The sequence below is a fragment of the Anoxybacillus sp. PDR2 genome (genome assembly GCF_009834045.1).
Taxonomy (GTDB): domain Bacteria; phylum Bacillota; class Bacilli; order Bacillales; family Anoxybacillaceae; genus Anoxybacteroides; species Anoxybacteroides rupiense.
Map to the genome: position 1 here is coordinate 3,539,403 of NZ_CP047158.1, position 24,304 is coordinate 3,563,706.

The following is a 24,304-nucleotide window of genomic DNA, read 5'->3' on the forward strand; positions in this document are numbered from 1 at the left end:
TGTACAAGAGAAAACATGACGGAACGTAAATTAAGGGAAGAGTTAGGCTCAGATTCCTTTCATTATGAAGCTGATCATCTTTTCCTGTTTATCTTTGATAAAGTGAAATTAATAAAAAACCCTGATGCTTTTGAGAAGGCTTTTCGAAGAGAAAAACACGGCTTCGATAAAGAATTGGAAACCATTATTATTCGGGAAATCACTTTCTGATTTCTAAAAGCGAACGAGTGTTGCTAGTTACAACATCCATTTCTTTCCCACGATACTTCGAAAACGTGCCATGGCTTCATTCCCTTCCTTTTTCTTGAACGCATTCCCTCATCTCTCCTATTCTCTTCCCTCCTTATGGAAATGTATGAGACGAAAAAGCTCCGCAGTCATTCCCTGCGAGGAGCCTTTTGGCATTACACTTCAACGTGTGACGGGTACGGATCGCCGAGAATCTGGTGGCGCTCTGTTTCTTTTTTAAGGGTTTGCAACCGCTGAAGGGAAGAGGAGATCTGCCTTTTAAAACGCATACGCGCGACTGATTACAAGCCGCTTGTAGAAGCGAAATTGGTTCCTTTGACAAATTCCATATACTTTTGCCTCTGTTCGGCTTTTGTTCCTGAAAAATAATCAACTCATATATTGGTGTTCATAAATGGGAGTGGGAAAGAGTGTGGGTACATATATACAGGGACAATAGCGCGTTCTTGATCCTAAATATCCACATTGAACATGGATTCATCGCCCCAATCAGAATAAAATGAGCAGGATAAGTGGCTTTGGAAGCAACGCGGCTCATCGTCACTTTTCCTGTCTCTAACGGCTGACGAAGCATATCCAATGTCTTTTTCGTAAACTCTGCCATTTCATTTCGGATGATGACAGGCCCGCAACCAATGCGCTAAACTTGAACATGCAGGTTATGATCCTGTCTACTTGTACCATCAATGATGAAAGGAGTATTCAATGCCTGCGAAATTTTAAAAAGCGTCTCTATCCTAGGACTTGTAAGTCCCGCTTCAATTCTCCCAATCGTGGATTTTGGAACTCCAATACGGTCTGCAAGTTCCTGTTGAGACATATTCAGCTGCTTACGTCTTGTTTTAATCTGTGCAGCTATCGTTCCTTCTAATTGAAGTTTTTGAACATGCTGCTCGCCTCGAATGGCTGCATATTTCTTAAAAAAATCACTCATTCTTTTTCCCCCCAGTTGATTAATAAAGGCAAGGATCAACAGCGCAATAACTTTCATATGCTGATTCAGCAGGCACAATATCCTCTCGTCTTGTCGCTCCGTTATACTGCTTGTCAAAATAATGAAGCAGTATGACTTTTGAAAAATTGTGGATCGCAAATATAATTCTGTGATTTCCAGTTCTTCCACCCCTTATACCCCATCTGTAAAAATTATCATAACGAGTATTCATGCTAAGATGTTTCAATGACGGAGGGGTTATATCGTCCGGAAAGCTGTTGTCCTCCGGATCAGAAGGATATGGATTATGTTGAATAATCGTAAGTTGCCTTGCATATACATCAGCAACATGGCACCATATACCCGGACGACCTTTTTGTCTAAGTTCTTGCTCGGCTTTACTCAATAGATAATCTTCAAATTCCTTTACATTTCCTGTGTATATTACCTCAAACAACATCCTCTACCCTTTACTAATTATTATACACATGGTAGCATTTATGCTACTGAAAAGCAATAATTTATAATTACATTTTCCTTAATGCTTGCACCTGTTCCTCATAAATAGCTGTTGTTTGAATGCTTTCATACCGAGCAAGCCGTCTAATAATTTCAATGGGCGTTCCGGCATTGGCTAGGTTTTTGCAAAAACTATGACGGAAGCGGTGCGGGGGAATGTTCTCCATATTGGCTAAATCCGCGTATTTCGTTAGCATTTTGTGAATGGCCCTCTCTGTTAGAAACATGGATCTTTCCAATGCGAATAAACGTTGAGATTCCTAAGTGTAAGGGGTACCTCCTATCCCACTATGGAGAAAAAGAAACAGAGAGTCATCAGACTCTCTGTTTCTATGTTCGACAAACTTCGGAGCGTGACAGGCCCGCAATCCAAAACAAAGCAGCGATTTTTAAATTATTCAGCAGTAATAGTCAACTTAACCGTTGCTGTTTTACCATCTAACAAGTAAGTTACTGTGAAAGCATTCCCAGCTTCTGCGCCAGTAATACCAACTTCATTTGTACCATTTACAATCATAATGCAGGGGATTGAGAAAGATGAGACTTAATATAGTTCGTCAATATACGTTGCATTTCTTAACAAAGGCAAAGTTGTTGTTTTGTTCACTAAGTATCTCGCCTCTAAACCATTTTTCAGCGGAAGAGGATTCGCGAATGTTCCCACTTCACGTAAAAGAACCACATTCGTCGTTTCCCACGTGCGAATTTCATCCCAAAACTTCGGATCGTTCATTAAAGGTTGTAGTTCAGGAATATGCATGTAATCGCCTGGCTGAATGTCATAAATGATTTCCTTTACTTTTCCATAATAAGCGATATGACGCGGATGCTCGTTTTTTGTTCCGTCACTTTCTTGCTTCGTCGTTTCATAAAAAAGCAAATACTGCATCGGTGTCACTCTTCCAAGGGAAGGATTAAAGAAGTAAACGTTGTGCTTATGAAGCAACTCCATAAACCATGGGTGTTGAGTGACAATCACCGCCTCCCTTACTTCTTTCACCTTCAACTCATCAATGTTCACACGCGAAAAAGACACATTCGTTTTCATTTCTTTCTCAACCCTTTCCTCAATAGTTTGAATAAGAAATTCATTCAGCGACTGACTATAGGACGAAGCTAATTGTGCCACTTCTTGATGTAATTGGGGAGACATTCTTAGTAAGATTCGACCACTATATTCTTTCATTACTGCCACCTTTAGTATGATTCGTTGATGATATCATTATATAATCGTGCTGAATGCATGTCAAGCAAGATGTACGATTTGATATCATTTTTAAAATGATCGTTATTCTTAGTGATTCCACCAGAGAACACTCGTCCCCCATCCCCCATCGCATCCCCACATTTCTGAATCGTGCATGTCGATGGCACACAAGGAATCCCCCAGATCCCCTAGTTTTCCCACCCAAAAATCATCACAAAAAAATTCCCATTTTGTAAAAAGTAAAGGTGTTGTCCAACTTGGAAAACATCAATGGACGATGGATGCTCCGCAAGAAAGCACGAAAGAACGATGAAGGCAATATCCAGTCACTCGCTAAAAAACGAATCTCCCCTCATGAGCATTGATTTTGCGTGATTGATTCAAAAAAATAACGAACCAGCTTATATGAATTGTCAATAAAAATCATGGAATAACGATGATTGAATCATTCATATAAAAAGCGGAAAGTGATGAAAAAGCAAAAGAAAAGCCGTATATCCATAGCAAGATATAAGCCAGACAAATCATTCCAACCAACGAGGAAAAGATGATCGCTTCAGCATATAAGGATAAAAAATCGTGAATCAACAAGATGTTGATTAGAAAAGGATTCCATACAAATGAAAAACATAAATACAAAAGAATATTCACCCAAAAACAATCGATCCCCATCGAAGATCATCAAGGAAGGATAACACCTTAACTCCTTATGAGTTATTTTGGTTGAGCCATTATAAATCTGTCTGCGCAAAAGGCAGGGGAACCGGGGGAATGGGCGCAACTCCATGCTACGACTGCATTGGACAGCCCCCATCTTGGGGGATTGGATCGGGGGAAAGGTGGAGAAAAAAAACGGCTGACACCGATCGTGCCAGCTGCTTAGTTTGATCGAAGAAGACTTTCGATCTCGTATTCATATCCATACCGTTTGAAAAACTCAATCAAGGCTACTTCAAACAATTCCCGCTGCTTGATGTTTCTCTGATTGCAAAACTCCACCGCTAAATCCTGCAAGCGGTCTGACATTTGAATGGTCTTTCCGCTTGTCCTTCCCGGAACGATGTAGCGTGGAATAGTGTTACTTGGACCTGTTGGTACAATCAGTTCTAACAGCTTTTCTTTGTTCTTTTCCAACATCTCAAGAAGCGGGAGGTAGTATTGTAGCTTGCTGAGTAGTTCGTTATCGATCGGCTGCCCTTTCGTTTCCTTCCTTTCATCCTTTTCTTCAGGAACGATGTTTATTGAGTGACTTTCCGGCTTCGCGATTTCGATTTTTCCGGTCTTCTTCACATAATTTCCTTCATTCGGCGACCAAACGTATCCTTTTGCTGACATATATTCTGCTAACTCTCGGTGATCTTTGAATCCTGCTTTTTTGCATACCTCATCAATATCAACATCCTTTTGTTTCAACATTTCTATCACGATGCCTGCCTTTGTGGTCGGCAATACTTTTTTGTGTTGGTCTTTGATAGCTGGTAGTTTCGGAACATAGGTTTGTTTTGCACTATCCCACGTGAAGTTTCGTCTTCTCATATAGATATCGAGCGTCTTATAATTGGCATGCCCGAACATCTCGGCTAGTTCATCCCTCGTCAATCCTTCCGCTAATCCTTGTAAAATGTCTTTTACACGTTCATCGTATACCGGTTTCTCTTCTTGGCGAATTGCCATTATCATCATCCTTTCCCCTGTTCTCTTTATGGTCAAAAGGAGAGGCGGTTGTATGGCCTCTCCTGCTTACAATGTGTGAATCGCTTGTGCTAGTTGCTCCTGATTGGCATGGACATAGACGGAAGTCGTTTTCAAGTCCGCATGCCCTAGCAGCTTCTGAATATGGACAATGTGAACATTGTTTTTGACGAGATTGGAAGCAAAGCTGTGCCGAAGAACATGGCAAGTCACTTTCTTTTTCCAGCCCAATTTTTTCGTCGTTTCATGCAAGATTCGATTGACGTACACATCCGACACTTTCCCTGTTTTGGCTAACGCAAAGAAAAAGTTGCTTTCTGTATCCGGTCTAATGTTCTCTTTGTAATCGATTAATACCGGAAGAAGCTTAGGGCTAATCGGTATTTTCCTTTGCTTGTTCCCTTTTCCGTTTTGTACGAAAATGGTTTCCTCCTCTAGATCTACATCCTCCAGTGTAAGGGATAAGCATTCGGTGATTCGTAAACCCGTGAAAAAGAGGAACTGTATGATGGTCTTGATCGTTGGATGCTCGATGGCATTGACCAATTGTTGATACTCTTTCTCATCAATAAACGTCCGTTCTTTCTTCGGCGCTTTCAGTTGATCGATGGGAGCCACGACATTTTCCTTTGTCCATCCCTTTTTAATGGAATATTTATAAAAAGACCTTAACGTGTTTAAGTGGCGGTTGACACTCGCTGGTTGATAATTTCGTTTTACACGCAACATCGTCAGATAATCCTCTAAATCTTGGGTTTGAATATCCTCTAACATCACGAAACCGTTATATCGTTGTTCCAAAAAGCGATTGACCATTTCTAAGTCTTTGGAGTATCCGCTAATTGTTTCTGGACTAGCATTTCGAGCCATCAAACCTGCAATATACTCTTTCATGCAATCACGAAACATTTTTTTACTCATATGCATTGCCTCCTTATCGTTGGATCAAAGGAAAGGGAGCAGTTCCCCTTCCTTCTCTCCCTAATCAAAATCCTTAATATTAATCTCTTCTCCTTCATCAGATTCAAATGCTGAGATGTTCTTTTTTCTTGGCATTCTTGCAATCTCTTTATCACTCAAGATTTTGCATATTCCATACTCCTCGGCTCGTTCTTTATCCATCACCATGACATACACCCTGTCTTCCCCTTTTGACCCTGCCAAAGGTTCCAGACCACTATTTTTTCTTAACTCGATATCACTAGGTTCCAAGACTTTGCGGCGATTGGTATATTTTCCCGATTCCGTCTTCAGGTATCCTTTTTGTTTCCATTCCTTACAAACTACTTTTGGATCACTAAAGTTTCCTTCTTTTAGCAATTGCTCGAATTTGTGAGGAAAAATCGATACTTCTACCTTATCTCTAAAGGTGATTTTGCCCCAGCATTCGTTTCCATCGAACTTTTGACTCTCAATCCGGAAGTATTTACTGTGCCGCATCACTCGTTCTACCATATATTGATACGCTTTTTCACCTATTTCTCGTTCAAACGCTGCTTCTTTTTCCACTTCGTACAACACGTTCATCATACTTTCCAAGTCGAGCGAAAGCCCGAGCGACTCATTCACCATCTCTGCAGTCGCAAGGAAAACGCCAAACTTCTCGGACACCCTCGAAAGAAACTCCGTTTTCGTCAGGTTCTGTTCACAATATGCTTTCCACTTCTCACATCGCTCTACCACTTTCTCTACGCCTAACTGCAACAAGTAGCGAACGAATTTGATTCCGGCATGTCCGTAATTCTCCAGCAGTCCTTTTTTTAGGTTGTCAGAGTTCTTCGCCGAACTCGTCCATGTGATATTGCCAAACTCGAACGCTCGCATTCTCAATCCTGCATTTTCATTGGTTTTTTGGAACAGGGAATGCTCTGCAGTTGAGATAATCGTAGTGGACCAGCTTCGTTGTTTCCTCAACTCTCCCTCTTTAGTCATCCGCTCTTTTTCTCGATTCTCCGCAAACATATAGAGAAGGGAGGTCAGGTCTTTCAAGGTGTTCATCGATGTTTCATCAAGAACAAGCGGCACTCCATAGTTGTCCCGAAGCAACGCAACAATGGCATTGTGTGTCGCACTCCAACTTTTAATTAGCCCCTTTTTGTTTTTGCTTGGTCTACCGAAGGCAGAAACGGCTACCTGTGCCGCAGTGGTTTTTCCTTTCGTACTGTTCCCGTAGATATGGACGATCAATGTGTCCATATCTTTAACTTTGGACAGCAAACCGACAACAGGAGCAGAAAAGCCAAACACAAGCGCTAGTTCTAAATGAGTATTTCCTATCACTTCAGAACGAATAATATCCAACCAACCTTCTAATGTTCCTTTTGGCTCTATATTATAGTCCCCACAATAAGTAGAAGCAGGAGGATTATTGCCAATAATCGTATGATGTTTGAAGTACAGTTGATCCTCCGCTTCCTCCCAGCCCATTCGATTGTGAACCGTTTCGTATGGGGCAGAGGCTTCTTGTATCCGCAAGAATTGGAGAATATCTTTGACATTGCTGTAGATCACATCGACTCCTTTACGGCTAAGCTTTTGAAACTCATTCGGCTGTAGCTGGTCTCTTATAATCTCTTCAGTACGATACTGCCCTTGATACAAGTAACGAAGGGTGAACGCGACATCATTCGTTTCCATGACCTGACGTACATTCGTGATTTTTAGATATTTACTAACGAATCTCCAAAACTTCTTTCCAGACTTATCCTCATCCTTTACCCATAGTCCTTTGCTCGTCAGCCGCCATTGTCCATCTTTCCCATATTCCTCATACTTTTTCCCTGTTGTCATCGGTCATTCCCCCTCTCATTTTTCTACTAATTGCATCACTCATCACCGATTTCATCAGAGGCGAAGTCATCACATACTGGCTTTGGATGCCGGAGCATTTCAGCAGGTTCGATATGTATTACCTGCCTAACATGCACTTCCGTTGCCTGAGTCAAGATTTCTGTTCTTTTTCTCATTTCTTCATCTCTCCTCTCGCAAGGCTTGTCACTAAACCGCAATGACTCCTCATTTTACGCAACAAAAAACGCCCTAGCAAAACAAAGACCTCAAAGAAAAGGGCACACTTCACCCATTTCTATTTACTGAAGTCTTTGTTGCTAAGGCGTCTAGTGTCAGGCTTCGCACGTAGTTAATGCCTGTCTTATTGACTTGAGTTAGCTTGCATGGAAACGATTTGTCCTGCAGAGGCTTCCTTATATGCAACAAAAGAATACACTGCGATTTAGTTGTAAAGATATCTTAAATTAACAATATAGTACTTGTCAATCATTTTTTTCTATTTTTTTATTTTTTCTGCCCATATCCCGTAATGGGATATGGAGCATTTATTAATGGCTATTAATATAAATTTATATCAATAATGATTATTGGTATTTCTTCATCAAGTAATCTTTAAGGCTATCATTGATGAATTTGGTGATCGATTCGATCTGGTTCTGCTTCTTGAGCATTTGGATGATTTGGTGGACGTTTTTTTCTAAGTATGTAGTCACCCGAACATGGGTGTCCGCAAACGTTTCTTTCTTTGGTATCTCCTTAAACACAAATGGTTTGCCATTTAGGAGTAGCACTTCTTTTTCATTTTCATCGTTCTTCCATTCGTTACTTCGCTCGTGAACGTCTTCTTGGGAAGCTTCGCCATCGTCATATTCGATCACCTCTTCGTATTCGTATCCTTCTTCAAGTTCTTCCTCCCATTTCATCGAAGTTGAGGGTTCTTCATGACGAAAGCGGCTAAGGTCAATGTTCCGTTTTCTTCTCATTCCATAGTACCCATCGTAATGGTCCATTATTTTCTCTCCTTTTCTTTTCAAGTTTACGTTGATGTCGATGTATACGTTTATGTAGACGTAAACGCATTATTTTATTGTTTTTATCTGTGTGAAAAGAAAAAGACAAAAAAATGGAGGCTGTGTATGACGTGTTTTTAAATGAATCGTCACTGCTTGCTTACGCAAAGAATACGCAAACAAGCAGTAACTGTTCATTAGTAGTCTTCCGGAAACAAAATGATGACTCCCTCTGATCCTTGATCCATCACCCACACCGTTCGCTCAATGGGTTCGGCTTCTTCAAGCTGTACAAAAATCGTTGTTTCTCGATTCGGTACTTCTTGTCTTTGAATGAGCCATTGTTGATTGTTTTCCACATAAAATTCGAATACTTGCAGGTAATCTGTTAACAGTTCTTGCTTCTCTTCTAAGTAATCGATGATCAATTGTTGATGCTCCTTACTTAACTCTTCTACCACTGCACGTGTCATGTATCGTGGCTTACTCCGCTCAAACACTAAAATCACCTCTTCCCTCGTTCCATTCGGCATGTTCAAAGAGCCATTGTTCTGTATCTTCGTCGTGAATCCCAATTAACGTATAAAACAATTGGAATTCATGACCAAATCGTTTTGCTATGCGGTAGAATTCGATTAAACCTTGTTGATGTCTTTCGACGTACTCCAATGTAAAAGAATCATCTAGCAGTTTAATCACGGCGTCCCCTGCTTCCAGTAGAATGAGTGTTTGCTGGTATGGTAAATAGAATTGAAAGAGCTCTGTTTCCCTATCCTCTGCTTTATAAAGCTGCAGGAAATCATGTTCGATTACTTGAATGAGCGGCTTTGGTATCTGTCCGAATGCTTTTAATGCTTCGATATCATTTATACATTGAATTACTTTCATCGTTCCCTTTTCTCCTTTCTTACAGCAGCTGAACGGCATCCATCTTCTCCTGTCGTGTCGTTTGAATATAGAACTTCGCAGTCATGTTGACCGTACTATGCCCAGCCAATTTGCTGACGGTTGTTAAATCAACACCTTTCTTCAACAATCGCGTGCAGAAAGTATGCCGAAACAAATGCGGATGTAGCTTGAATCCTAGCTCCTTCGAAACGTTCGCAAGCCAATCTCTTACCGCATCCCGATGGACTTTTGGGGCACGTTGGCTAAGAAGCAAGTATTCGCTATCCTTGAATTTTGATTTCAATCTCTCCTCTTTGACGTAGGTGCGAATCAAATGGACCACATCTTGCCGTAGACTAATTTCCCGGATCTTGCCCCCTTTACCCCTTACCGTTAGGGTAGAGGCAAGGTAATCAATGTCACTGAGTTTGATGCTGACTAATTCACTCACACGCACTCCGGTATACAGAAGTAAGTAGGCAATTAATTTATTCCGTTGGCTCACTTTTGTATGATCCTCTAAGTAAAAAAGCAGCTTCTCGACTTGTTCTTCCGATAAAGCAGTCACGATCTGCTCACTTCCTGCGGCAATTTGGATTCGGTCCCGTTTGAGCTGAATGTAACTTTCGCTCACAATTCCTTTCTTCTGCAGGAAGTCGTTGTACACTTTCAAACTATTGATTTTCTTGTTGATAGTTGCAATGGCATACTCATTGTCTAACAGATGTTGTTTGTAACGGACAAAGGAAAAACGGGAAAGCGGCTGACTGGTGTCAACCGCCTTTTCGGTCAAGTATTTTTGAAATCCTTCTACATCCCCTACGTACGACTCAATCGTTTTTGGCGACTTTCCCTCTTCTGTGAGCCATTGTTTGAATGCACCGAGTAATTCCTGCAATGGAAGCACCTCCTTAAAACACAAAAAAGCCATTGATGCTTGCATTTGCACCAATGGCTTTTACTTTTTGATGATGTCAATGATCGTTTTCACTATGCAGCCTGAACACGGTTGACTGCATGGACACGGACAAGGAAAGATTTTCACTCATGGCTCCCCCTTCTTGTTTATTTTATTCCCCCTAGTCCTCGCTGATCAGTTCTTTGACGACTTCAGTGGCAACGGCAACTAACACTGTTGTGATAACTTTTTCCCACATGCTCTCTCACCTCCTTTCAGCCCTACTCACGACAGTTATATAATAATGACGGGATTTTTCTGGTGCCGGAAGCATGGTGGTTCCTTGTCGTTCATCAAATCTGCCATGCATGGTTGAAATCCATTTAGTTTTGTCGTGAGATTGCCGAAAGAAATGTCGTGAGTTGTTCCTCACTCTTGGCTAATTCTCTCTAAATAGAGAATGTAGTTTTGTAGGATGTTGCGGTCCTCACGGTCCGGAATTCGACGCAAAGCAGCTTCAATATCTCTTTTGTTGATCTCGATCTCTTCCTCGACCACTTCTTCCAACAACAGCTGCACAAGCTCGTCTTCACTTAACATGTCGCCATAGCTGTCCAATCCGTAACTGTACTCTTGATAGTACGCCATACCGTCAATCACAATGCGATGGTATTTTGCCATGTTCTTTTCCCCTTTCGTCTAACAGCGATATCGCCATCCTCAAACGTAGATTTTATAGCTGATTTGCTTTCCATCTTTGATCCACACTTCGTACAGCTTCTTTCTCGTCTCCTCATTGACGACCACTCCGGCAATCCATTCGTATCCTTCTGCATCCACGTACATTAGTGCCTCCAAAAGCAGCGGGTTCGGCAACTTCTCTAGGTGCTCTGCGGGAACAAGCAACTCGTCAATTTCGTCATGATAGAACTCATACGCCTCATAGCCCACTTCGTCATGCGGCACTTCCATGTTAAACTCGCTTTTCATCTTCTCCACGAACCAGTCGATATGCGACATATTCTCATCTCCTTTCAAATGTAGCCTTTTTCTTTTAACGACACGAACTTTTCTTCGCAAACAACCAAATGATCCAGCAATTCAATGCCAACAATTCTTCCTGCTTCGACTAGCCTTTTTGTCACTTCAATGTCTTCCCTTGAAGGAGTCGGATCAGACGATGGATGGTTGTGAGCTACAATAATCGAAGCCGAGTTAGATAGAATCGCTGATTTGAACACTTCCCTTGGATGCACGATGCTTGAATTTAGACTTCCTACGTGGCAAATGTTGATGGCGGTCGGCTGATTTTTCGTGTCAAGGCAGACAACGACAAACAACTCGCGGTCAGCTTCAACGAGGAATGACTTTAACAACTTGTATGCGTCTTCCGGCGACTTGATTTGTCGCTCCTTGTACAGCACGCTAGATTCACGAACGAGCTTTAGACTGACAATGTTGATGCGCTTCGCTGGCTGTTTGGTAGACACCTCTCTTTCTAGCAACTCTAGCTGCTGATGGTTGTTGGTTTGATACTTGCTCATCCTTTTCCCTCCTAAAACAAAAATAGCCCCAATTCCCTGAAAGGAATTGAGGCTTTAGCGATTGATTCAAAGATATAATATATGCTTAAAATTCCGTTCAACACGCATTTCGAAAAACAAAAGACAGAGAGCCAATCAATGACTCTCTGTCTCTGTCAATCTTCGACAATCTTCGGGGCGTGACAGGCACGCACTCCATGGTTTGATACTTGCTCATCCTTTTCCCTCCTAAAATAGAAATAGCCCCAATTCCCCGAAAGGAATTGAGGCACTATGACTGTAGATTCAAAATCATAATATATATTTGAAATCGAGCTTGATACAGATTTGGGCAAAAAGAAAAGCCCCGCGGAGATGTCTCTCCGCAGAGCTTTCCTTCTAACCTATCACTCTTCGACAAATGTCGGAGAGTAACAGTGAGTTGCGCCTAAATATTATTCAGTAACTTTTACCCAAGTTTTACCCAAGCTGTTTTATTACCAGTTTGGTCAACTAAGCGTACATAAACATCGTTAGCAGCTGCAGATAAATCTAATCCACTAAACACCACAGCATTTGCAGTAAAAGATTTCACAAAGTTTGCAGAGATACCATCAGCAGCTGTATCAGCAGTTGGAGCTGTAGCACCCTTAGTAACTAGTTTGTATTCAACTTTAACTGGCTCAGAGAAGGTTACACCAGTTGCTTTTGCAACAATTTTACCATCATTTGCAGCAGCACTTGTTTCATCAGCAATTACAAAATCAGTACCTGCTGGAGCGGTTGGAGTCGCATCAGCTAATTCAGTAGTAACACGTACAGGTAAATCTAATGCAACACCATTTTCAATAATAGTTAAGCGATAAGTAGAGTTTGCAGCAGCAATAGTATCACCGTTAACATCTGTAACTGTTAATGTGTCAGAAGCACTCGAAACAAAAGTATCATCTGAAGTGAATCTAATATTATTAAATCCAGCAGTAGATACTACATCAGCGTTATTAATGTCAAAATCAGATTTCACACCAAATTGGTCAACTGTCCATAAGTAAACTCCAGCAGTACTTAGATCGAATGTACCTGCATAAGTAGCAGTCACTAACTCAGTTTTTGCTTTAGCAGTAGCAGCACTTGCAACTGGAGCATCCATTGCTTTTAATTCTGTAACTCGAATGTCATCTTTAGAGATAGTGACTGTTTGTTCAAGTGTTTTTGTACCTTCATCAGTAGCTAAGTTAATACGGATTTTACCTGTTGCATCTTCGGTAATCAATGGAGCAGATCCTGCAACATACCATTTACCAGTAGCAGCATCTTTTGCAACTTTGACATTAGATGTAACAGGAGTCACACTTAGAATTGAGCTATTCGGTACTGTTAAAGTAGAACCATCTGTAGCTTTTGCTAATACTTTAATTTCTTTTGCATGTTTGTTATCGCCGATTTCACTAGCGTCTAAAATTGTATCAGAACCATCACCATCTTTGTATAGTGTTGGGATACTAGCAACTTCATAAGTGAATTTTGCAGAAGAGTTAGCTGCAACAGTGAATGGTACTTCAACTTTAGCTACTTCTTCAGTACCTTTCATTAACTTAGCAACAAGTGTAGCAGATCCTGCTTTTGCAGCAGTTACATCTACTGTAGCACCAGTTAAATCATTTGCTGCTTCTTCAGTTTTAGAAAGAGCTATAGCGTCTTTGTCTGTACCTGTTACCTCATATTTAACTTGGTAGCCAGTTGTATCTTGAGCAGCATTGCCATATTGATCAAAGATATCAAATTTAACAGTAGTTTGGCTTCCTACTAATAAGTTAGCTGCATGCTCATCTTTTTCTGCAACTCTGATTGTAGAAGGAAGAGCAGCTTCTCCAACTTCAACTTGGAATGTAGCAGTTGCACCAGTTTTGTTAACAGTTACAGTTACATTTGCAACATCGCCTTTTTTAGCTGTAGGAGCTAAAGTAACTTTTAACTTACCATAATTATCTCCAGCTGTGCTTTCGAATCCAACACTCGATACTACAGCACTGTTTGTAGCTGTAAATGTGAATTCAGAAGCTTTTGGTACATAATCTTTTGCTTCAATTTTCGTTCCATAGTTATCAGTAACATTAAGATTTAGGTATGCATAGTTACCAGAACCTTGAGCAATTTTTAATTTAGAAGAATCTACAGCAACTTTACTGATTACACCAGATTTCTCATTTACTGTAAGATTAAGTTTGTAAACATCACCAGTAGCTTTGTTTAAGAAAGCAATTGAAACATTTCCTGCTTTTCCAAACTTAGCAATATTGATTACAGGTTTCTTATCATCACCAACAGTAGTGAATGTAACATCATTTTTGTTAACGATAGTTTCATCATTTGGAATGATAGCTACATTAGAATCGCTAAGGTCAATTGAATTACCATATTGATCTTTAGCTGTGTAAGCAATTTTTACATTTGTTAAGTCTTCAGTAAGTTTATCTTTACCTGATGGTAAAATAACATTTCCAAATTCAACAGAGTTAAGTTGAGCACCAGATACTACTTTAAGTGTTTTTGTAGTATTTAAACCAGATGCATTATGGAATAAAGAAATTTTAATTTCGTCTCCAATTTTGAACTCATCATTAACTGTAGTATTGTTTGCAGCTGTGTCGATATAGAACCCTTTAGTTGAATCATACGATAATGTAACCGGTTTGCCTTGAGTTACATTGAAAGCAGTAACTGTAAAATCACTTCCAGCGAATTTAACATCTTGACCATATTGATCTTTTAATTCAACGCGAACTGGTGCTTTTGCTGTTGCATCTAATAGTTGATCGTTAACAATAGATAATGTTTTAGGTTGTACAGCTTCTACAGTTGTTTCAACTGTTTTTTCTTCAAAACCTTCACCTTTGATTGTCACTTCGTATTTACCAGCTTCAAGAGCTAATCCGTTAGAACGAACTAACTTAGCTGTGTTACCAGTGAAACCATCAAATTTGAACAATGAAGTAGTTCCGTTGACTTTTACTTCAACAATTGCTTTAGCTTGTTGTTCAGCAGTAAGTTCTTTGTTGAACTTAACTTCTAAAGTTTTAGCGTTAATCGCACTTACACTCTCAACTTTAGGAGTTACAACAGGCACGTCAACTTTTGTTTTGTCAGTTGTTTGGCCTTTGTAAGAGATTGTGTAAGATTTACCTTCTTCTAAAGGAGTTTTTGTTTTGATCACAACAACTGTTGTTTTTGCTTCTTCAGCAGCGGCTGCTTTGATTGAAACAGAGTCGATTTCAACGCCTTCAATCGCGAAGTCTTCTTTCTTCACATCTTTCAATTCGCCGTTGAATGTCACTTCTAATGTGTTTTGGTCAACATATTGAACGCCTTGGATGTCTTGTGCTGTTGTTTGAGAAGATGCATCCAACGCACGAACGACGAATGAAGCGAATGCTGCGCGAGTGACCGTTCCTTTTGGATTGTACTCTGTTACAACTGTTACGCCGTTTGCTTCTAATGTTTTGATGTAATCGCGAGCCCATTCGTCCGCTTTGTCTAGGTCAGTGATTTTAGATGTGAAATCTGCTGGTTTTGTTAAGTCGAATGCTTCTACAAGCACTTTCGCCATTTGTTGGCGAGTCATCGTTTGATTTGGATTTAATTTGCCTTCGTTTCCAGTCATCACGCCTGCCGCTTTCACGATGGCAGCCGCTTCGACTAATTCTTGGTCTTTTGCGTCAACAGGAACATCGTCGAACGCTTTTTTGTCGGCTGGAACTTGGAAGCCGTTATCTTTTAAAATGCGAGCGAAAATTTTCGCTACTTGACCGCGTGTAACGTTGTTGTACGGTTTGAATGTGCCGTCTTCGTAGCCTTTGATGTATCCTTTTTCGACTAATTTCTCAATGTTTGCAGCATGAGAGTCGTTAGGGTTTACATCGCTGAAGGACGCAGCGCTTGCTACGACTGGGCCAACTGCTGTCGCTACTAACGCAGCAGACACAGAGCCAGCCAAAAATTTACGGTAAGACTTTGGTTGGTAAGCCATCTGTATTATTTCCTCCCTTGTTATAGTTGTTTCTATAATTATTTTAAACTAAATTTAAGAGACCGCTTTCTCTATGTTTCCCCAATACTCTTAAATTTAGTTACCAAACAATTACTAGTATAGTTTTTAATAAGCCATTTGTCAATGTGTTCCTATATTCCACACAAAAAATGGACAAATTTCTATCTCTCTAGCTAATATTCTACTAAAAATCTCATGTTATGCAAGGTTTTTTCATAAAAATTTGTCTTTTTCTCATCTCCACTTCTTTCCTCCCTTTCCAACACGATTACTTTATGACTTTTCACCCTGTTTCATGACTTAAAATTTGTTACAAAAATGTAAAGTCCGCAAAAAGCTGAATATGTTAGACTACCAATAGTGACAAAATTCGGAGAATTTTTTATGCATCAGGGGGGATATGTCGATATGCGACGGAAGTTGCTTTTGGCGATGCTCATGTGTGGGGGTGTTTGGTGGATGGGCCATTCTCCGGCGCACGCGGCGGTGAATTATGACAAAATTATTCCCGCCTCCAAGAAATACATCGGCGTTCCGTATCAATGGGGCGGCACGACGGCGAAAGGCTTCGATTGCTCCGGCTTTATCCGCCATGTGTACAGTTCGCTCGGCATTGATGTTCCACGAACGACGACGGAGATGTACCGCATGGGGACAAGCGTGAAGAAAAGCGATTTGCGCACCGGGGATCTCGTCTTTTTCAACACCAGCGGCAGCGGCGTGTCCCATGCAGGAATATACATAGGCGACGGCCAATTTATCCATTCCGCGTCCTCGAAAGGGGTTATGGTTTCCTCGGTGAATGATCCGTATTATTGGGGAAAACGATATGTCGGCGCCAAGCGGGTGCTCGCGTATCGCTTGCAGCCGGGACGGTTTCAAGACATTCCAAGCTCGTATTGGGCCTATGACGAAATTCGCACGCTTTCCGAGGACGGGCTGATCCTCGGGTATGAAAACAGCTACTTTAAGCCGAACGAACCGATCACCCGCGCGGAGGTCGCTTCATACCTAGGGGAATATTTACAGCTCGACCTTTCGAACCGTTCCGCCATTTTCCGCGATGTGCCTTTGGAGCATTGGGCGGTCGGGGCGGTTAACGCCATGCAGAAAAAAGGCTATATTACCGGCAGCGGCGGCAGCTTCCGTCCTGAAGAAACATTGACGCGCGCCCAGCTGGCGGCCATCTTGACAAGAGTATTTGACTTAAAGCAGCCGGCTGTCGATCAGTCCTTCACCGATGTCTCGCCTTCGTTTTGGGCTTATAAGGATATTCAGGCGCTCGCTGCTTCGGGCATTACGACCGGATATGAAGACGGCACGTTCCGTCCTGAAGATACCGTCACGCGCGCGCAGTTTGCCGTCTTCCTCTATCGCGCGGCTCACGAATAAGCGGCAAACGGCCGCATTGTTCTTTTCAAAAAGGCAGATGAGGCTGAGTCCAAACGTCATTTTTTCATGACCTTTGGACTCAGCCTCTTTTTATTGTTCTTCCTTTTTGTCGAGCGTGCGCTTTAAAAATAAAGCAAATTGCCCTCGCGTGACGTTTTCATTCGGGCGGAAGGTGTCCACGACGGTAATGCCGTTATAAGCGAGCGTGTTAATATCATTGTAGTTCCAGAAATGGAGCGGCACATCTTTAAAGGCTTTCTGCGTTTTCGGCGCATCGTAATAAGCGCGATAGGCGCGAACTAAAATCGAAGCCATTTGCGCCCTTGTCAAATACTCGTTTGGTCGCAGCCTTCCGTCTTGGCCCATGAATCCATAGGCTTCGGCAATGACCATTTCTTTATAGCCAGGATCACTCGGCTTCATATCCTTCGCCTTTGGAACATAGCCTTTAGGAAGCTCCAAGCCTAGCTCATTGACGAGCATTTTTGCGGCATGGCGGCGAAGCAGCCGGTCATTTGGGCGAAAGGTCCCATCCTCATACCCGGTAATCACGTTCTTTAGATAAAGATAGGTCACAGCTGAGACGACCTCGCGATCCGATAGATCGGAAAAGATTTTCACATCGGCTTTCACTACATTCGAGGAAGCGACATAGCCGTCGATTCCATTGCCCTTTACGCGGTAAAAGACATAATGATTGGCCGGATTGGCCGCTGATTCATAAGGGCCGCCGACGATTTCAAGCGGCGTATAGTGAGGCGCTTTGAGAATAATCGGGCCATCGACTCCGTTGCGGATGTTGGAATACGATGCTTGGCTGTTCCATGTATATAGCTTGTCTCCCGCATGGTAATGCTGGGTTGTCTTCGTATCCAGCTGCGGCCAGTGATATTGTTTCACAGGAAAGTACATAATATCCGGCTGGTTTTCATCCGAATACTCGGCCTGAAAGCGGGGAATCCTTTTCACATCGACAAGACTATGGTCGCGAATCACATCAAACACCCGGTCTTGGTACGGTTTTTGATCATGCGGCAAGTTCGGGTCGTTGCGCTTCGATAAACCGTTATAGGCCATCACCGCAAAATACCAATTCTCGATTATATCCGGGTTTTGGTCATTGATTTTCGGAATTCGCGTGCCCGCCCAGTTCCATTTCTCCTTTAAAATTTGCGCGCCAATGTCGATATTGTATGCCGTGTCGTACAATAGCTTTTCTTTATCGATGTTTCTTGCCCGCATTTCCTCATCCGTTAATGTCACCTGCATGATGCCGATGCCGCCATCGCTTGTCACAATCGGGTTGCCGTTTTCGTCAAATTGCTTCATGCCCGTTTCGACATAAGCCATCGCCTTTAAAATTTCCCCCGGGATGCCATAGCGGTCCGCCGCTTCATGCAGACGCTGCTTGATTTCCGCCGTTGTCAGCTCCTTCACCGCATCAAGAGCGGCGGCCGGCTTCACCGGATCGCTGGACTCGGCATGGGCGGCTGCTTGCGGAACAAGCAAAAGGCTAAAAGCGGCGCCTATTTGGATGAACGCACGTTTCATTTCTATTTTCCTCCTCTTCGCAGTTTCATAGATTCATAGATCGCCAGCGCAACGGCTCGCCTATGCGCTTCAGCAACGTCTAAAATCAGATGTCTTTGCCCTACGGATGCCGGTTTTCCGTTCGTCTTTGCGCTGGGTGCATAGGGGCTACGGTGCAGGTCTTTTGTCGATGGTTCGTTTTAAAAATAGCGCCATTTGACCTCGTGTGACATACTCGTTCGGCCGGAATGGATTGGCGACGGTGATTTGATTATCGGCGAGTGTATTGATTTCCTGATAAGCCCAAAACGACGGAGCAACATCCGCAAAGGAATGGTTCACCGCCGGCTTTTGATAGAGATTTTCATACGCGCGAACGAGCACAGCCGCCATTTGCGCCCTTGTCAAATACTCGTTTGGCCGCAGCCTTCCGTCTTGGCCCAATAGGCCGTAAGCTTCAGCGATCGCCATGTCTTCATAGCCGGCGTCGCCCGGCTTCATGTCGGTCGCCTTGGGCTGATAGCCTTTTGGAAGCTTGAGCCCCAGCTCCTTTACGATCATGCGCGCGGCATGGCGGCGAAGCAGTTTTTCATTTGGGCGAAAGGTTCCGTCAGGATAGCCGGTCACGATGCTTCGCTCATATAGGCGCTGCACCGCCTGCTTGAGTTCTTCATCCTCAAGATCCGGGAAAAGCGGACGGGTGCGGACCGCCGAGTCGATGCTGCCATAGCTGATTTTTAGCGTGGTCGAGCCGCGGTTGAATCCTTTTTGCGCATGTTGGACGGCGCGGAATAAAACGCTGTCGTTCCAGTTCTTTTCGAACAGCCAAGAAACATCATCACTCAGCTTTTGCGGGTCGTACCATTTTTCCGTCACCCCGCTGGAAAGCGTGTCTAAATAGACGGAAGCGTACTGGCCTTTTCCATCCTGCGCGTTTATATAGGCGCTCGTTTTCGGGCTGTATAAATAAAGACGTAAATGATAGTACGAAGGATCCAATGTATCGGCTGCATATCCCGTTAATAAAAGAGAGAGAGGCGCTTGAACCGTGTAGTCGTTGCCCAACTGCTGATGCCAGTAGTTTTCCACTCCCGACAGCTCGAACGGAGTCGGCAGCGCCGGATTCATTTGCATATGTCCTTTTAGCGCAAGGTTGGAGCCGAATAGTTGCACATAATCCTCGGCTAAAATTTCAGGAAGCAGCCATTCATACGCTCCGTCGTCATCGGCATGGACAGACGGATAGCGGAACAGCTCGCGCGCAGCCGCGTATTTCGAGCGAAGCCAGGCATTTGGCTGCAGCTGCTCTTTATTAATCAAATAATAATAAGTAAAATGGTGGCCGTACTCATGGGATAGCGTGGTCGCCAGCTGCTCGACGGTCGTGAACTCATTGCCGCCGTATAGCTGAATGACGCGATTGGGCGAAAGCGACAGTTTCGTGCCGCTGATTTGATATTCGGCCAAATATTGGCCAAGCACATTGGCGCCCGCCGGATAATCAGGAAAAATCATCACTTTTCCAAGCAGGGACAGCTCAGGGCCGTGCTTATTCGCGAGCAATTCCGCTTCCAGCGCCTTCAACTGCGCCGTTGTGCGCCATTTGCTGCTGTAGCTTTCGATCGTTACGCCGCTGGCTCCTTTGTAGCGGGCAATCAGTGGATAGAAGTCTTCGTAGCTTTGGATTTGCGCTTTGTTCGTTAAATCAATCACATGGGCATCGGCTGTTTTTCCGCCGACAAGAAACATCGCAAAAAGTAAGAAAACCGCGACCGCATATTTACGCATTCTCTTTTTCTCCCTTATCTATATTTTCTATTTTTATAGTATCATAGATTGCCAGTAGAATGTGACCCATTGATTTCCTAGCCATGTAACGGTTAAACGTCAGCAAGCAAAATGAGCTTTCCTAGCCAGGACTTTCGAATGATGGCCGTTCGTCAGTCGAACAAAAAATAGGCGTTGGCGGACTTTTGTTTTAAAAATGCCTATCAGCCTGCGTCCACCAAACATCAACCGCTGTTGCGATTTCTAACAAAAACGCGCTGAATGAATCAGCGCGTTTTTCATCGATTATTTTTGAGGGGAAATGGACAGTGTGTACGGCTGGGTATTCGGACGTGCGAACGAATCCTCCACGGCGAAATAATATTTTCCTTTTTTCAGCGTCACCGTTGCCACTTCGCTGTCGCCTTCGCCGTAATAATCGATTGTTTGCACAAGTCCGCCTTTTTCATTATAGATGGAAATCACGCCATCGAATGTGCTGGATCCGTCTAATTTCAGCGTAAATGCGCCTTCCTTTGTCACGGTCAATGTATAATAGTCCTTATCGCCATAATCGACACCCGCGTTTAAGTAGCCGGTTGCTTTATAGGCCCGGCCTTCCTTCTTGAAGCCGAGCGGCTTGGATGGCACGTTGTTTTTCACGACAGATCCGGCATCTTCATCTTTGGCCTGAAACGATTCGATGCCGAAGCGATACGATTGCAGTGACAAGCCGTTCCAAAGGATGCTGCTGGTAATAAAGAAGTAGCCCGTGTCTTTTTTCGCCTTAAACGAACCGTTCACATCGTACAGCGGGCTCCAGCCTGTCGGCCAAAAATCGATCGCTTTTCCTGCTTCGCTTTCATCGATGTTCATATTGCCGTTAGTATCTTCCACCACTGTCACGTACGGAATTAATGTGCCGCGCAGCGCCGCTGGCAGGCTTTCCGCGTGATCGAGCTTGTTCGGGCGCGCAAAGAAAGAAAAGACTTCATCGGCTTTGCGATGTTTGTAATAGTAAATGTCCGTATCGTTCGGAAGGACAAAGTTGCCGGTTACCGCTTTATTTGGCTGAACCACTGTTGCGCGGATCGGTTCGTTATTATTCTCATTGGCGTCTTTTGGCGCATCCATTTGTTTTTTCCCTGTAAATGTATATGGATCAGAAACCGGTTGGTAGCGGTCGTTGGCAATCGATAAATAATACTCCTTGCCTTTTTCTAGAACGGTTGTGAATTCCGACGTTTTTTGGCCGGTGAAATAGTCATAGCCGTAATACTCGGCAATCGGCAATAAATCATTTTGCTTCTCATCATATTCATAGATCGTCGCCCACGGAGCCATTCCGTCCGGCGTATGAAAAGTAAATTGATAAATCGCCGTTGCGTTCACGACCACTTTATAAAAATCGCGATCATCGCTGAATTGAATATATCCGGACTGCTGGCTGCCGAAATGGTAAGGAAGGGCTTGTTCTCTAATTTTTTGGATATCCTCTTTTTCAAAATAGCGCCATGTCCCATCTTCCACGATAATCAAGTCGTTCCGCCGCTTCGCATTTTGGCTGCGCTGCTGCTGGATCGCTGCTTCTTTGCCTTCTTGTGTTTCTCCCTTTTCCCCTGAATCGTCAAAGGATGGATAGCCGTCTTCATCGGCCGGCAGTTTGACTGTCTCCGCCGTTACATGATACGGGATCGCGGAAGCAGGCAGCCCGCCTCCTGTATTGGCGCTGCTCATTGGATCATAGAAATAAAAGTCATTGACAGGCTCACTGGAGGCTTCCAGCACAAATTCCGTCCCCGGCTGCGCTTCAAACGTCAGCGTTTCTCCCTTTCCGCTTCCATTGTTGTTTGCCGCGACAATCGGCATAGGCGGCTCCTGTTTCGTTGCGTTCGTGGAGCGATTTAAATCATCCGCAAGGTAGACGCTTAGCTCCGAATCAACGCCTGGAACAGCGGAAAGCTGAAACTTCACAATGGTTGGTTCGGCAACCGTAAATTTGAAATAGTCTTTATCGGCTTCTTGGGCGTTCTTGTCGGGAACAAACGTTAATGAACCGCTGTCAAATGGGAATTGGCTGATGTTGAACGGTTCTGTTTTGGTTGCTTCATCGCCCGGAAGCTGTGCGAGCTTTTGCAGCTTCAGCGTATAATTTGATTTTCCTTCCAAACTATAGTGGCCGTTGACATCCTTGACCCCAATGACAAGCGTGCCGTCCGTCTCAGCTGTGAAAAGCTTTCCTTCCGTTTCGCCAGCGCGGGTAGCATTGACGTTGATCGGCTTGTCCGATTGTTTTTTCCCTTCCGGATAGAAACGAAGAATGAGCTTATAATCGTAATCACTCGCTCCATCCAGAACGGATTGCACGCTTTCGCCCGCTTTCAGGCTGACTTTCACCCAATGAATTTCATCAGGCGTTGTAAAGCTGCCTTTTTTCGTTAACGGCTCAGTGCCCAATTGCAGCGGAGAAGCCTTCGCTAAAATCGTTTCATCCGTCCATTCTTGTTTGGTCGGCAAGTTTTTGATATTGTATTGCAGCGCGGCTACTGGATTCACGAGGCCGTTCGCGTATTTGAGATCATACCCCTTCGCTCCTAAGTCGGTCGCCGTCCGCTCTAAAATCGCTTCAACCTGATACGGCTTTAAGTTTGGATGTTTTGACAAAATAAGCGAGGCCACACCGGCAACAACCGGAGAAGCCATCGACGTTCCGCTTAGCTCCGCGAAAGAAGCTCCTTTTGCCGGATCATAGATGGAGCTGTACACATCCACTCCAGGCGCGACGATGTCCACGGAAGGACCGTAGTTTGAAAAGTCCGCCAGCTGTTTTTTGCTGTCTGATGCACCGACGCTGATCACCCCTTCGTAAGCGGCAGGAATGGAATATAGATCGGTTGCGTCGTTTCCTGCGGCGGCAACGACCGTTACGCCGGCAGCGATCGCTTTTTCCACCGCTTCTTCGAGAATCGGTGAACTAAAGTAACCGCCAAGGCTCATATTGATGACTTTTGCGCCTTTTTCGATCGCGTATAAAATTCCTTGGGCGATCGTATAGTCGCTCGCTCCTGAACCGCCATTGAATACATCAATCGGCAAAATTTTCACATTTGGGTTGATGCCATGCGCACCGATGCCATTGTTCGCGGCCGCGCCAATAATGCCCGCTACGTGTGTTCCATGGGTGTCCTTCACGCCAGGACTTGCCGGATTGACCGCGTTATAGGATGGAAGCAGCTGCGCTTGTAAATCCGGATGCTTCATATCCATTCCTGTATCAATGACAGCGACGGTTACGCTATTTTTTCCGGCAAGCTCGAGCGCTTTATCGATTTGCAGCAAAGAAAGCGGGTACATTTTTTCATTTTTCGGATCGTTTGTTCCAAGCTTTTGATATGTAAAGCTCGGCGTTACGCTTGCCACCGCCTTAAGCTGGGCATAGTTTCTCGCCACTTCCTGCAGCGTCTTTCCTTTTTGCACGGTCACCACATCATAGCCAAGCGCTGGAAATGACTTTTTCACATTCGCGCCTAGGCTGCGGTGAACGCTCGCAGGGATTTTTTCTTTGTACTTGACGATGAGCGTATCCGTGCTGATTTGTTTTTGCGCTTGTTCTAGCTGCTTGTAAGCCAGCGGCGCTTTCAACACATGGCGCGGCTGCTTTTTCCATTGCTCAAGCGGCGGTGTTGCGGCCGCTTGGGCAAAGCTCGGCAGGACGACCATCGAGGCTAGTCCAACCGAAAGTGCGGTTTTTGTCCATTTTTTCATTAGCATTTCCCCCCCTGGAAATTCTCTTCTTTTCTCGTAAAAAAAGAAGCTACGTTTCTATAGACGATCGGATCAAAGAAAAAGTTTCATAG

At 43.7% G+C, this 24,304-nt stretch carries 20 protein-coding genes and 1 pseudogene; 2 read left to right on the plus strand and 19 right to left on the minus strand.

Annotated elements, in window-relative coordinates; translation table 11 throughout:
- Window positions 1-15 precede the first annotated feature (15 nt).
- Window positions 16-210 carry a PD-(D/E)XK nuclease domain-containing protein gene (locus GRQ40_RS18695; protein ID WP_052660992.1) on the plus strand — a complete coding sequence of 65 codons (195 nt, stop codon included), beginning with the start codon at window positions 16-18 and terminating at the stop codon, window positions 208-210.
- 465 nt (window positions 211-675) lie between these two features.
- Here the strand turns inward: GRQ40_RS18695 and GRQ40_RS17080 are convergent.
- From GRQ40_RS17080 to GRQ40_RS18705, 16 genes and pseudogenes are all read right to left on the minus strand, one after another.
- Window positions 676-871: pseudogene (locus tag GRQ40_RS17080) on the minus strand (ATP-binding protein); the annotation flags it as partial.
- 18 nt (window positions 872-889) lie between these two features.
- Complete coding sequence (locus GRQ40_RS18700) at window positions 890-1,372, minus strand: helix-turn-helix domain-containing protein (protein WP_231734683.1); 483 nt, start codon at window positions 1,370-1,372, stop codon at window positions 890-892.
- 338 nt (window positions 1,373-1,710) lie between these two features.
- Complete coding sequence (locus tag GRQ40_RS17095) at window positions 1,711-1,941, minus strand: site-specific integrase (RefSeq protein ID WP_255458234.1); 231 nt, start codon at window positions 1,939-1,941, stop codon at window positions 1,711-1,713.
- A 305-nt stretch (window positions 1,942-2,246) separates the two neighbouring features.
- Window positions 2,247-2,888 carry a toxin-antitoxin system HicB family antitoxin gene (locus GRQ40_RS17100; protein WP_080860014.1) on the minus strand — a complete coding sequence of 214 codons (642 nt, stop codon included), beginning with the start codon at window positions 2,886-2,888 and terminating at the stop codon, window positions 2,247-2,249.
- Between the two features lie 900 nt (window positions 2,889-3,788).
- On the minus strand, window positions 3,789-4,583 hold the full coding sequence (locus GRQ40_RS17105; protein WP_236546364.1) for a hypothetical protein: 795 nt from the start codon (window positions 4,581-4,583) through the stop codon (window positions 3,789-3,791).
- 66 nt (window positions 4,584-4,649) lie between these two features.
- Window positions 4,650-5,522 carry a tyrosine-type recombinase/integrase gene (locus tag GRQ40_RS17110; RefSeq protein ID WP_236546365.1) on the minus strand — a complete coding sequence of 291 codons (873 nt, stop codon included), beginning with the start codon at window positions 5,520-5,522 and terminating at the stop codon, window positions 4,650-4,652.
- Window positions 5,523-5,582: 60 nt separating this feature from the next.
- Window positions 5,583-7,391: a DUF927 domain-containing protein gene (locus GRQ40_RS17115; RefSeq protein ID WP_159720495.1), complete on the minus strand. Its 1,809-nt coding sequence runs from the start codon at window positions 7,389-7,391 to the stop codon at window positions 5,583-5,585.
- Between the two features lie 35 nt (window positions 7,392-7,426).
- Window positions 7,427-7,567 (minus strand): hypothetical protein, encoded by a 141-nt coding sequence (locus tag GRQ40_RS17120; RefSeq protein ID WP_159720497.1) that lies wholly within the window; start codon window positions 7,565-7,567, stop codon window positions 7,427-7,429.
- A gap of 408 nt (window positions 7,568-7,975) precedes the next feature.
- Entirely contained in the window at window positions 7,976-8,401 is a 426-nt protein-coding gene (locus tag GRQ40_RS17125) for a hypothetical protein (RefSeq protein ID WP_159720499.1), read from the minus strand.
- A gap of 197 nt (window positions 8,402-8,598) precedes the next feature.
- Window positions 8,599-8,874, minus strand: a complete 276-nt coding sequence (locus GRQ40_RS17130; RefSeq protein ID WP_159720501.1) for a DUF960 family protein — start codon at window positions 8,872-8,874, stop codon at window positions 8,599-8,601.
- Between the two features lie 19 nt (window positions 8,875-8,893).
- Window positions 8,894-9,289 carry a hypothetical protein gene (locus GRQ40_RS17135; RefSeq protein WP_159720503.1) on the minus strand — a complete coding sequence of 132 codons (396 nt, stop codon included), beginning with the start codon at window positions 9,287-9,289 and terminating at the stop codon, window positions 8,894-8,896.
- A 19-nt stretch (window positions 9,290-9,308) separates the two neighbouring features.
- On the minus strand, window positions 9,309-10,220 hold the full coding sequence (locus GRQ40_RS17140; protein ID WP_159720978.1) for a tyrosine-type recombinase/integrase: 912 nt from the start codon (window positions 10,218-10,220) through the stop codon (window positions 9,309-9,311).
- Between the two features lie 396 nt (window positions 10,221-10,616).
- A complete protein-coding gene (locus GRQ40_RS17145; protein ID WP_159720505.1) occupies window positions 10,617-10,868 on the minus strand; it encodes a hypothetical protein in 252 nt (83 codons plus the stop codon).
- Between the two features lie 39 nt (window positions 10,869-10,907).
- On the minus strand, window positions 10,908-11,207 hold the full coding sequence (locus GRQ40_RS17150; RefSeq protein WP_159720507.1) for a hypothetical protein: 300 nt from the start codon (window positions 11,205-11,207) through the stop codon (window positions 10,908-10,910).
- Window positions 11,208-11,221: 14 nt separating this feature from the next.
- Window positions 11,222-11,731 carry a JAB domain-containing protein gene (locus tag GRQ40_RS17155; protein ID WP_159720509.1) on the minus strand — a complete coding sequence of 170 codons (510 nt, stop codon included), beginning with the start codon at window positions 11,729-11,731 and terminating at the stop codon, window positions 11,222-11,224.
- 448 nt (window positions 11,732-12,179) lie between these two features.
- The gene (locus GRQ40_RS18705) at window positions 12,180-15,737 is read right to left on the minus strand and encodes an S-layer homology domain-containing protein (protein ID WP_236546367.1); all 3,558 of its coding nucleotides are present in this window, start codon (window positions 15,735-15,737) and stop codon (window positions 12,180-12,182) included.
- 429 nt (window positions 15,738-16,166) lie between these two features.
- On the opposite strand from GRQ40_RS18705, the gene GRQ40_RS17165 reads away from it, so the two are divergent.
- Window positions 16,167-17,150, plus strand: a complete 984-nt coding sequence (locus tag GRQ40_RS17165) for a C40 family peptidase (protein WP_159720511.1) — start codon at window positions 16,167-16,169, stop codon at window positions 17,148-17,150.
- A gap of 90 nt (window positions 17,151-17,240) precedes the next feature.
- Here the strand turns inward: GRQ40_RS17165 and GRQ40_RS17170 are convergent, their stop codons facing one another.
- The 3 genes from GRQ40_RS17170 to GRQ40_RS17180 all read right to left on the minus strand — a co-directional run bounded on the left by GRQ40_RS17170 (window position 17,241) and on the right by GRQ40_RS17180 (window position 24,212).
- Window positions 17,241-18,701, minus strand: a complete 1,461-nt coding sequence (locus tag GRQ40_RS17170; protein WP_159720513.1) for an S-layer homology domain-containing protein — start codon at window positions 18,699-18,701, stop codon at window positions 17,241-17,243.
- Window positions 18,702-18,848: 147 nt separating this feature from the next.
- Window positions 18,849-20,468, minus strand: a complete 1,620-nt coding sequence (locus GRQ40_RS17175) for an S-layer homology domain-containing protein (protein ID WP_159720515.1) — start codon at window positions 20,466-20,468, stop codon at window positions 18,849-18,851.
- A gap of 285 nt (window positions 20,469-20,753) precedes the next feature.
- Window positions 20,754-24,212: a S8 family peptidase gene (locus tag GRQ40_RS17180; protein ID WP_159720517.1), complete on the minus strand. Its 3,459-nt coding sequence runs from the start codon at window positions 24,210-24,212 to the stop codon at window positions 20,754-20,756.
- Window positions 24,213-24,304 lie beyond the last annotated feature (92 nt).

Bases quoted from the DNA above. Each gene is read 5' to 3' on its own strand.
- GRQ40_RS18695 (WP_052660992.1), top strand. From the start codon at position 16: ATGACGGAACGTAAATTAAGGGAAGAGTTAGGCTCAGATTCCTTTCAT.
- GRQ40_RS17100 (WP_080860014.1), bottom strand. From the start codon at position 2,888: ATGAAAGAATATAGTGGTCGAATCTTACTAAGAATGTCTCCCCAATTA.
- GRQ40_RS17105 (WP_236546364.1), bottom strand. From the start codon at position 4,583: ATGGCAATTCGCCAAGAAGAGAAACCGGTATACGATGAACGTGTAAAA.
- GRQ40_RS17110 (WP_236546365.1), bottom strand. From the start codon at position 5,522: ATGAGTAAAAAAATGTTTCGTGATTGCATGAAAGAGTATATTGCAGGT.
- GRQ40_RS17115 (WP_159720495.1), bottom strand. From the start codon at position 7,391: ATGACAACAGGGAAAAAGTATGAGGAATATGGGAAAGATGGACAATGG.
- GRQ40_RS17120 (WP_159720497.1), bottom strand. From the start codon at position 7,567: ATGAGAAAAAGAACAGAAATCTTGACTCAGGCAACGGAAGTGCATGTT.
- GRQ40_RS17125 (WP_159720499.1), bottom strand. From the start codon at position 8,401: ATGGACCATTACGATGGGTACTATGGAATGAGAAGAAAACGGAACATT.
- GRQ40_RS17130 (WP_159720501.1), bottom strand. From the start codon at position 8,874: ATGACACGTGCAGTGGTAGAAGAGTTAAGTAAGGAGCATCAACAATTG.
- GRQ40_RS17135 (WP_159720503.1), bottom strand. From the start codon at position 9,289: ATGAAAGTAATTCAATGTATAAATGATATCGAAGCATTAAAAGCATTC.
- GRQ40_RS17140 (WP_159720978.1), bottom strand. From the start codon at position 10,220: ATGGCTTTTTTGTGTTTTAAGGAGGTGCTTCCATTGCAGGAATTACTC.
- GRQ40_RS17145 (WP_159720505.1), bottom strand. From the start codon at position 10,868: ATGGCAAAATACCATCGCATTGTGATTGACGGTATGGCGTACTATCAA.
- GRQ40_RS17150 (WP_159720507.1), bottom strand. From the start codon at position 11,207: ATGTCGCATATCGACTGGTTCGTGGAGAAGATGAAAAGCGAGTTTAAC.
- GRQ40_RS17155 (WP_159720509.1), bottom strand. From the start codon at position 11,731: ATGAGCAAGTATCAAACCAACAACCATCAGCAGCTAGAGTTGCTAGAA.
- GRQ40_RS18705 (WP_236546367.1), bottom strand. From the start codon at position 15,737: ATGGCTTACCAACCAAAGTCTTACCGTAAATTTTTGGCTGGCTCTGTG.
- GRQ40_RS17165 (WP_159720511.1), top strand. From the start codon at position 16,167: ATGCGACGGAAGTTGCTTTTGGCGATGCTCATGTGTGGGGGTGTTTGG.
- GRQ40_RS17170 (WP_159720513.1), bottom strand. From the start codon at position 18,701: ATGAAACGTGCGTTCATCCAAATAGGCGCCGCTTTTAGCCTTTTGCTT.
- GRQ40_RS17175 (WP_159720515.1), bottom strand. From the start codon at position 20,468: ATGCGTAAATATGCGGTCGCGGTTTTCTTACTTTTTGCGATGTTTCTT.
- GRQ40_RS17180 (WP_159720517.1), bottom strand. From the start codon at position 24,212: ATGAAAAAATGGACAAAAACCGCACTTTCGGTTGGACTAGCCTCGATG.